Source organism: Streptomyces sp. NPDC050743 (assembly GCF_044456925.1).
Classification (GTDB): domain Bacteria; phylum Actinomycetota; class Actinomycetes; order Streptomycetales; family Streptomycetaceae; genus Streptomyces.
The window spans coordinates 1-8,957 of sequence record NZ_JBITGJ010000185.1 but is presented as its reverse complement, the minus strand read 5'-3'; the positions used below and the strand labels follow the sequence as shown (position 1 = coordinate 8,957).

Genomic DNA, 8,957 nt, shown 5'->3' with positions numbered 1-8,957 from the left:
CGACGGTGCCGGTCAGGTCCGCAGTCATTGTCACCCCACTTACCGTACCAGTTCGTAAACTGTTACTCGATTAAGATCGTTTATTAGTTTCGATGGTATCAGATGCTCAATGATGGAGGGGGTCGCAGAGCCGGGGGTCGCGGTGGTGGTGAGGCCGCGGGCTGTCATGTATCCGCCCTGGTCGCAGGGGGCAGGTCCCTCACGTGCGACCGCGCTGGTCGGCGACGACGGTGGCCTTCATGATGTTCTGCTTCTTCTTCCCGACATGAACGCCCTTTCTGTCCCTGCGGCTCGCTCCAGGCCGGCCGGCCCTGGGTCTCGGTGGCATCCGGCCTGAGCTCGACATCCTCGGCATGGGCGTAGGCGAACACGTCATGAAGTGCCCGAAGCTGCAGGGCAGGGCGCGCAGGGGCGACGCGTCCACGTTCCCGGGTGATGGAGCGGAGGTTGCACCGTGCAGACCGACACCGGCACTCAGCCGACCCAGGCAGCGTCACCGCAGCGCAAGCCGCTCAAAGACCTGCGAGGTTTCTGGCGCGCCCTGCTCGCGCTCCGGCTGGCAGGTAGCGACGGTTTCCCCACCGGCCCGGTCGGCGCGCTCGCGCTGACGGCCGGATCGACAGGCGCGGCGATCGCGGCGTTTCGGCTCGCTGCGGCGGACCACCCGAGGGCCGGCAAGTTCTCACCTCGTTGAGAGGCGGGCGAACAGGCTGCGCCCGGTGGGGCGCAGGCCGAAGCGCTGTTCGGCCTCGGCGCCGAGGTACTCCCGGCAGGCCGTCAGGAACAGCATCGTCGTCTGCTTGAGAGGGGCGGCCGGGCCCGACTCGGCGTCGTCGTGGCGCAGCCGGTGGACGTACTTGCGCGCACTGGTCGACGAGCGCCAGGGCGGCGGTCTGGAGGTCCGGGCCACCCCTCGGCCATGACCGCACCCATGCGGTTGTCGAGGTCGAGCATGGGCTGGCAGACCTGGTCGCGTACCGCGGCAGGGAGAGCCGGCTGACAGGTCGACGATGGTCTTGTGCGACGGCATCAACGCCGAACCCATCGGCGGGCGATGACGTCTCCAGGGATGCAATCGCCGGTTTCAGCTCCTCATCGGGTAGCTGCCTGATGCGGTACAGGTCGTGCCGCAGCCGCTCGGCGGGCTCGGCACGTAACGCCTCGACAGCCACAAGGCAGTCAAGGTCGGTGAGCGTGACCGGAGGACGTTGCGGCCTCCTAGGGGTGTCCTACCGCAACCGTGATGTCCGAAAATGTGTCTCTCATCCCGTGCTCGACGCTGCGGTGCGGGTGAGGTGCCGGGGCGCGGCGGCCTTGGGGGGAGGGACATGAGCACTTGGGCGGTGCCGGGATTCACCGAGTCGCTGGAACTCGGTTCGGGGGCGAGCGGACGGGTCGTGCTCGCCGTTCATGTGGAGACCGGGGTTCCGGTCGCGGTGAAGTACCTCAGCGACTCCCTGCTGACCCAGCCGGGCTTTGTGCAGGGGTTCCGCTCGGAGGCGCGGCTGCTGGGCGGGTTGGAGAGTCCGTACGTCGTCGGCCTGTATGAGTACGTCGAGAGCCCTGACGGGGCCGCGATCGTGATGGAGCTGGTCGACGGCGTCTCGCTGCGCACCCTGCTGATCAGGCAGGGACCGCTGGTGCCGGAGGCGGCGCTCACCGTCCTCAAGGGCTCGCTGCTGGGGCTGGCCGACGCGCACCGGGTCGGTGTCGTGCACCGCGACTACAAGCCGGAGAACGTCCTGGTCGGCACGGACGGGTCCTCCCGCCTCGTCGACTTCGGCATCGCGGTGGACTGCGGCGTCAGCGCGGGCATCGCCGGGACCCCGGCCTATATGGCGCCGGAACAATGGACCGGCGCGCCCGCCTCGCCCGCCGCCGATGTGTACGCGGCCACGGCCACCTTCTTCGAGTGCCTGACCCGCCGTAAGCCGTACCAGGGCGAGAACTTCGCCGAGCTGGCACTACGGCACCTGGACGCGCCGATTCCGGTGGAGCAGGTGCCGGAGGCGGTACGGGGTCTGGTGGCGCGGGGCCTGGCGAAGAGCCCGGCGGAACGGCCCGCACACGCCGAGGAGTTCGTGCGGGAGCTGGAGGTGGTGGCGGGGGCGGCGTACGGGCCCGACTGGGAGGAGCGCGGCCGCGAGGCGCTCGCAACGCTGGTTGCGCTGCTGCCCCTGCTGTTGCCATCGGGGCGTACGTCCCCGGCCTCCACGACGGACGTCGCCCGGACGGTGCTGCGTCAGCCCTCCGCGGGAGGCCGGCTGCGGCCGTGGCTGCCGGGCCGGGCGGGACTGGTGCTGTCGGCGGCCCTGGTGCTGCTGGGCGTACTTCTGGCCTACGGTGTCCGGTCGGCCCCGGCCGCTTCCCCGGGCGAGGCGGCGCGGGCGCTGGCGACGAGCAGCGTGGGACCCGGGCCCGACCATGTCGCGGAGTTGAGCCAGACGCCCACGCCGTCGGTCACGGCGACCGCCCCGACGGCCCCTGAGTCACCCACCGATCCGGCCACATCGTCGGCCTCGCCTCCGCCGCCCCCGGTGACCCCGACCCCGACCACCCCCGACGTCGATCCCCCGCCGGTCGATTCCCCGCCGGCCGTCAAGGACATCGCGGCGGACCTCCAGACGACCAGCCCCACGACCGCCACGGCGACGTTGACGATCACCACGGACGGCCCCGGGCCGCTGACCCTCACCGTCGAGTGGTTCACCAGCGACGAGTCCGCCGGGCCGCCTACGCCCGACGGCCCACCGGACACATTCAAGCGCGGCGGCGCGAGCAGCTACACCGTCACCGTCGAGCACGCCTTCCAGAGAAATTCCTGCTACTGGTGGACCGTGACGGCGACCACCGACCCGGCGTCCGCCGACGGCGGGGCGACCGCGCAGCCGCCGCTACATGTGTGTCTGGTGGTGGGGCAACAATGACCACCCCCGAAGACCAGGTTCCCGAGGAGCCCACCCGCAGACTCCGCCCTGCCGAGGCCGAGTACAGCGCGACGGTGCTGGCCAGCCACTGGTTCACGGGCCCGGAACAGGAGGGGGCCACGGCGACGGTGCCGGAGCAGGGGGAGCCCTCCGCGACGGTGCCGGTCGGGGGGTTCACAGGCCCGCGGTGGCAGGTGTCCCCCGCAACGGTGCCGGACCGCGTGGAGGGCACCGTCCTACGCTTCGGCCCCGGTGTCACGGCGGCGGCCCACCATGTCCACAGCACGCTGCCCGTCACGCCCCCGCCCGTCCCGCGCAGCGGCCTGCGCCGCTACGCGCTGACGGCGCTGGTCTTCCTCTGCGTCCTCGCCTTCCTGGCGTGGCAGCGGCTCGGCCCCTCGGTGGAGGTACGAGACGTGTCGGTCACCGCCCGCCCGGCCAAGCTGGGCTGCGGCGAGACGGCGCAGATCCTTGCCCAGGTCACGACGAACGGCCGCCCGGGGATGTTCACCTACCGCTGGTTCCGCAGCGACGGCAGGTCCTCGGACGTCCTGCGCGAACGCCTGCCCCGCGGCCAACGTCACGCCACCCTCAGCCTGCGCTGGACCTTCGAGGGCAAGGGCCACCTCCCCGGCCGAGCGGAACTCCGCGTCCTCACGCCGTCGATGCGCACGGCGGTCACGAGGCTGACCTACGACTGCCGATGACCTCGCGGTGGCCTGTTCGGCCGAAGTGGCCACCGCAGCGGGCATGTTCGGGGCGCTTAACTGGCGCCAGAAAACCGCCACGGGATGATCATGGAGACCGGAGGTCTCGCTACGGCGTGTTGCTCGCGAGGGCGGTGACGTGACAAGTAGCTCTGTGTAACGCCTGCTACTCTCCGTTACACTCAGCGGCAGGTGGCTGCTTATCGCAACGACTGCTGAGCACTCATGCAGCCGGTCCGATCTTGCGACACGCCGATGTTCAGTGTCGGGAAACGGTCGTTATCTTGAGCTGCGAAATGCTGTGCCCCGCTGGCCTGCGGCGATGCGGTGAGGACAGCGTCCACGAGGTAGCTCACGAGGCTACTCAGGGGCCTGTCAGCAGGGCCCGATCGTTGCCGAACCTCGACCTTGGCGGCTGGCCTTCGGGACGGGCGGGCTCTGGAGCCTGGCGGCGCGGAGGTCGCCGAGCGCGTGGGCGAGTTGTTCTCGGAGCTGGCGGTTCTCCTCGGTGAGGCGGCGGTTGCGTTCGTTGGCGGCCTCCAGGCGCCGGATGAGCGATGCGTCGGAGGCTCGCTGCCGGGCCGGAACCGGGTCGGCGGAGGCTCGCTGCCGTTCGGTCCGCAGGCGTTCGATTTCGGCTCGCAGGTCGGGCTGGGTGTAGAGCCAGGATCTTGAGACGCCGGCGGCACGGGCCACGATGTCGAAGGTGACGGCCGTGCCTGCGGCGTCGATCTCGCGTAGGGCCCTGATCGCCTTGGCCCTGGTGTACTCGTGGCGGTTGCGGGCCGCGGCGGCGATATGGCGGGAGTTGTCAGCCCGCATCAGCCACCTCCGCTTCGCCGGGAGCCTCGTCGTCTTCCAGGGAAGCGATGATCCGGTCGAGGCTGCCGAGGGCCTGCCGGTTCATCTCGACGACACGGAGCTGGCCGCGGGCCTCGGCAGCCGAGACGATCTGTAGAAGCTGTTGGCGCTGCTGCCGGTGCTGGGGCAGGAACTCCGGGGTTGTCACGAACATTGGGCACGTCAAGCAGGCATTGGCGTGCGGGCAGCTTTTCTGTACCGGCAAGCCGCAGAAGCCGTTGGGCAGGGCCTGGGTGACCCGGCCGAGACGCTGTTTGGCCCAGGACGCCTCGGCCAACGGCCCTTCGGGGTCGAGGGTGAGGGTCTGGCCGGTGATGTCGACCTTGCGGGCCTGCTCCCAATGCCGACGGATCGTGGTGTCGCTCAGCCGGGCGTAATGCGCCGTCATCATGTGGGAGTCGTGGTCGAGGATCCGACGCACGACTTCCTGCGGGACATCCCGGTTGATCAACCGTGTCCCCAGCGTATGACGGAACTGGTGAGGGGTGACCTTCACGAGATGACCGTGTTCGTCACGGACGTCGCACGCCTTCAACCACTGGTGCATCGCCCTCCGGTAGACGTTGTCGTCCGTAGGCTCGTGCCCCTCTGCGTTCTTCAGGGATCGAGGGGAAAAGCACCGGAGTGCCTTGCGGCCAGCGATCACGAAGACGGCGCTGGTGATCTCGGATCTCGCGTTCGAGTTCCTCGTCGATGGGGACGAGCGCTTCACGTTTCATCTTGTGGTTCAGATAGCGCAGGTAGGGGGCGCCGTCCGCGTCGTGGACGATGCAGTCGTGCGGCAACCGCACCGTGTCGGTGATCCTCAGCCCGCAGCGCATCAGGATGAGCGTGACCAGTCGGTAGGACGGGGTCTTCCACCGGTCCAGGTTCGAGCGCTGCTCCAGCTGCGTCATCACCGGTTCGCTCAACGCCCGGGGCAGCCGCTCGTCGTGACGGGGAAAGTCCTCGGGGAAAAACACAGCGCTCGTGGGCAGGGTGTCGTCCCAGCGGTGCTGACGAATGGCCAGGAAGAAGAGGTTGAGCTGTCCGATGAAGTTCCGGTGCACCGCTCGCCCCGCGTAGTCAGCGTGCAGATGGGCGAGATACCTCTCCAGCAGCGGCCGGTCCACCTGGTCAAGGCGGACGACGCGGACCGCAGGCGACGCGAGGAACTGCGCGAAGTGGGTAACGGCTCGTGTGCCGGAGGCTGCCGACTCGGCGCCAAGCCCCGTGCTGAGCCGCCACCTGGCCCACCGCTTTGCCAGATCCTTCAGCCAGGGCTGTGGGATCCGGTCGAAAAGGATGTGAGCGATCTTGGCCTTGATCCCCAGCTCGCGCAGCCGCCAGACGTCCCGGTCGTACTCGCTGTCCCAGCCGTTTCGACGACTGGCTTCCTCGGTGCGTTGCCCTGTGTGGAGCTGGAGCCTGGGGCGTTCGTGCCCCTCCTCTCCCAGGCCGACGGGCATGTGCGAGGTCTCGCTCACAGCCGCACCTCCGTGCCGTCGAACCAGCCGGCGGCCTCCAGCGTCTTCCGGGCGTCCTCGGCGGTGAGGTGCCCGTATGTCTCGGTCGTAGTGGTCAGGCTGACGTGTCCCAGCAGCTTGCTGACCACCTCGACCGGGGTGCCGCCCCGCAGCAGCCTGGTGGCGTAGGTGTGGCGATACCAGTGGGGGTCATAGTCGATGCCGGTCTTGCGGCGCAGACGTCTGACCAGGTCGTAGACGGCCGCGTAGGTCATCGCGTGTCCGTGAGGCGCGGCCCAGAGGTTGACGAAGACGTAGTCGGAGTCGAGGTCGCCGTACTCGATGTGCATGTAGTCGGCATAGAGCCGGATCAGTTCGGCGCTGACCGGGATCGTCCTGCTCGTCGCCGACTTGGTGCGGGCGCCGTTGGCGTTGAGCCGCGGCACCACCGACAGCTCACGCTCGGCGACGGCCCAGTCCTCGTGCCGCAGCCCGAGGGCCTCCCCGATCCGCATGCCGGAGTCGAACAGGACGGCGAACAGCAGCCGGTCCCGCAGTCGCTCGCAGGCGTCCAGGATCGCCTGGGCCTCGGCGGCAGTGAGGATACGCGGGAGCTTCTTCGCCGTCCTCAGCGAGATCGCCCGCCGCTGCTGCGGCCGGCCCTTGGTGACGTGGTGCAGAAATGGCTTCCACGCGGTGCTGCGGCGCCCGGCCGGCTGCCAGGTCGTCAGCAGCTCACCCAGGTCGACGCCGTGGCGGGCGGCGTGCTGGTAAAAGGCGCTGACCGCCGAGAGTTTCCGGTTCACCGTGGACTCGCCGCAGTGGTGCTCGACCGACGGCAGCACTGCGACCGCCCCAGTCCGGGCCGTCGGTGGCAGCCGCAGCCAGGCGACGAACTCTCCGACGTCCTCCAGCCGGACCTCGCGCCAGTCCAAGCCCTGGACGCCGAGGAAGGAGAACCAGTCCTTCAGATCGTGCGCGTACGCCTTGACTGTGTTCGGGGACCGCTCGATGTCGGTGAGATAGGCCAGGTAGCGCTCGATCGGCTCGACCGGGGCGGCGTCCTCGCCGAGCACCGTCCATGATTCAAGCGGCGAGGACGGCATCACCACGCGCTGTACGAGCATCGGACCTCCGGGGAATCTGCGTGATGGACAGCGGCAGATAACCACATCCACCAGGCAGTACCCGGGGCCTCATCTGGGCTTGCTCAACATCAAGGACGCCCTTCGGACGGCTCAAGATAACGATCGAATGACGACAGGGGGGAGGGACGTCCAATGAACCCGGACTTTCCGGGGCCCGACGACGGCTCAGATCCAATGAGATCCGATGACGGTTGACGACAGGGTTAGATGACACCCGGGTCCGATGAGGCGGCAGGAGCGAGGGACAGCGTGGCCAATCTCGTCTACAAGCGGGTGTCGACCGACCAGCAGTCGACTGACCGTCAGAACCTCGTCCTGGCCGAGGTCGGGATCGAGGACCCGGTCGTCTTCGAGGAGGAGGCAGGCACCTCCAGCCGCCTCCACCCGCTTGAGCGTCCGAAGTTCGGCGACCTGCTCACCTACGCGCGGCCGGGCGACACCGTGCACATCTCCGAGATGTTCCGCCTCGTCCGCGGCACCGGCCACATCCTCGACGTACTCGATGTCCTCCACCGCGACCAGGTCGCCCTGCGCATCCACGACGGCGCGTTCTCCGGCATGGACCTCACCGCCCGCCACCCGCGCACCGGCGAGCTGCTGTCCACCGTGAAGTTCATGGTGCAGACCCTCGCCGCCGCCGGCGAACTCCAGCGCGACCTCCAACGGGAGCTGACCTACGACGGACTGCGGGCTGCCGAGGCCAAGGGCAGCAAGGGCGGTCGCCGCCCCGCCCTTGCAGGCGAGACGATCGCCGACGTGCGCACCGCCTACCTGGAGGGCCAGTCCATCGCCGCCTTGGCCCGCGAGCACAACGTCAGCCGCGGCGCCGTGCGCACCGCCGTCGCGGATCTTCTGCCCGAGCACGTCGCCGACGAAGTTCCCCCGACCCCGGAGCTGCTCGTCACCCTCGACATGCCCGGCAAGGTCGCCGACTTCCTCCGCACCGCCGAGCTGAACAACGCCGAGCGGACCGCACTCGACGAGGGCCAGGCCGTACGACGCGGCACGGGCTACACCCTCCGCGTCACCGCCGCGCCCGCGGTCCACCGTCAACTCCTTGACCGCTGCCAGGTCCTCGACGGCGCCGGGGCGATCCCCGCCCAGCGCAAGGCCCGCCGCGAGTACGAGAACCGCGTCAGCACCCTCGGAGCCCCAGCCTGACCATGATCACCGGCTTAGCGTTAACCGCTGTACCGATGTCCCAAGGCCGGTGACAGCCGAGGGATCGTCGGAGCGGGGTCATGCTCCGATGACCGGTGGTTCCCCCACGATCGGGTGGAACGCCATGGCCGCGGTCAGCCAACGTGCGTGTCGAGCTCTTGCCTGAGCGGGCATCTCCTGGAGCAACTTCAGCAGGTCAAGGGCGCGCGGTCTCCGCGCGAAAGCGGCCGGCCCCATGGCGAGGACACCAGCCGCGTGATTGAAGTCACCAAGGAGCGTCGGCTCTGTTGGTGGTCACCCTTGGGGTTCTCGAACGCTGGTCGATGTCGATCCGGTCGGGCGCCTACCGGATGACGCTTCGTCTTCTTCGCAGGTAGAGAGGGTGAACGTTGCCTGATTGCGGCCTGGATGCGGTGGCCGTTGACGTAACCCTGCCCCGTCACAGGGTGAGAGTGCGCTCCTTGACCAACTTCATGGTCATTTGTGAGTTCATTCTGGCCACGCCCGGCAGATTGGTCAGTTTCGTCATGTAGAAGCGCTCGTAGGTGTCGGCGTCCGTGGTGGCGACCCAGATCACGTAGTCCGGATCGCCGAACATGCGCCTGCATTCGATGATCTCCGGAAATTCGCGGACCTGGTCCTCGAACGCCTCGATGGTGGATTGGTCCTTGATCATCATGTTCGCCTGGACGAGGACCTGGAAGCCTC

General features: G+C 68.7%; 10 protein-coding genes. 4 read left to right on the top strand and 6 right to left on the bottom strand.

All coding sequences use genetic code 11. The annotated features are described in order from the left end of the window. Window positions 1-454 precede the first annotated feature (454 nt). Window positions 455-694, top strand: coding sequence for a hypothetical protein (locus ACIBJF_RS50145; protein WP_399184575.1), 240 nt, complete (start codon window positions 455-457; stop codon window positions 692-694). On the opposite strand, the gene ACIBJF_RS50140 is transcribed toward ACIBJF_RS50145, so the two are convergent. Further along, window positions 683-910 (bottom strand): hypothetical protein, encoded by a 228-nt coding sequence (locus ACIBJF_RS50140; RefSeq protein WP_399184574.1) that lies wholly within the window; start codon window positions 908-910, stop codon window positions 683-685. The two genes, ACIBJF_RS50145 and ACIBJF_RS50140, sit on opposite strands and share 12 nt — an antisense overlap. A gap of 418 nt (window positions 911-1,328) precedes the next feature. Here ACIBJF_RS50140 and ACIBJF_RS50135 point away from each other — a divergent pair, with 418 nt between their 5' ends. Together ACIBJF_RS50135 and ACIBJF_RS50130 are read left to right on the top strand one after the other, a co-directional pair. Further along, window positions 1,329-2,927 (top strand): serine/threonine-protein kinase, encoded by a 1,599-nt coding sequence (locus ACIBJF_RS50135; protein ID WP_399184573.1) that lies wholly within the window; start codon window positions 1,329-1,331, stop codon window positions 2,925-2,927. Further along, window positions 2,924-3,634, top strand: coding sequence for a hypothetical protein (locus ACIBJF_RS50130; protein ID WP_399184572.1), 711 nt, complete (start codon window positions 2,924-2,926; stop codon window positions 3,632-3,634). The genes ACIBJF_RS50135 and ACIBJF_RS50130 overlap by 4 nt, the downstream gene beginning before the upstream one ends. A 375-nt stretch (window positions 3,635-4,009) precedes the next feature. Here the strand turns inward: ACIBJF_RS50130 and ACIBJF_RS50125 are convergent, their stop codons facing one another. From ACIBJF_RS50125 to ACIBJF_RS50110, 4 genes are read right to left on the bottom strand one after another with little or no spacing between them, the layout of a single operon-like run. Beyond that, window positions 4,010-4,456, bottom strand: a complete 447-nt coding sequence (locus tag ACIBJF_RS50125; RefSeq protein ID WP_399184571.1) for a DUF6262 family protein — start codon at window positions 4,454-4,456, stop codon at window positions 4,010-4,012. Then, the gene (locus tag ACIBJF_RS50120) at window positions 4,446-5,042 is read right to left on the bottom strand and encodes a tyrosine-type recombinase/integrase (protein WP_399184570.1); all 597 of its coding nucleotides are present in this window, start codon (window positions 5,040-5,042) and stop codon (window positions 4,446-4,448) included. The genes ACIBJF_RS50125 and ACIBJF_RS50120 overlap by 11 nt, the downstream gene beginning before the upstream one ends. Further along, window positions 5,008-5,961, bottom strand: a complete 954-nt coding sequence (locus tag ACIBJF_RS50115) for a tyrosine-type recombinase/integrase (RefSeq protein WP_399184569.1) — start codon at window positions 5,959-5,961, stop codon at window positions 5,008-5,010. The genes ACIBJF_RS50120 and ACIBJF_RS50115 overlap by 35 nt, the downstream gene beginning before the upstream one ends. Next, entirely contained in the window at window positions 5,958-7,067 is a 1,110-nt protein-coding gene (locus ACIBJF_RS50110; protein WP_399184568.1) for a site-specific integrase, read from the bottom strand. The genes ACIBJF_RS50115 and ACIBJF_RS50110 overlap by 4 nt, the downstream gene beginning before the upstream one ends. 270 nt (window positions 7,068-7,337) lie before the next feature. Between ACIBJF_RS50110 and ACIBJF_RS50105 the strand changes: the two genes are divergently transcribed. Beyond that, on the top strand, window positions 7,338-8,249 hold the full coding sequence (locus ACIBJF_RS50105) for a recombinase family protein (RefSeq protein ID WP_399184567.1): 912 nt from the start codon (window positions 7,338-7,340) through the stop codon (window positions 8,247-8,249). 439 nt (window positions 8,250-8,688) lie between these two features. Here the strand turns inward: ACIBJF_RS50105 and ACIBJF_RS50100 are convergent. Beyond that, a partial coding sequence (locus ACIBJF_RS50100) for an Lrp/AsnC ligand binding domain-containing protein (protein ID WP_399184566.1) occupies window positions 8,689-8,957 on the bottom strand: 269 nt, incomplete at its 5' end.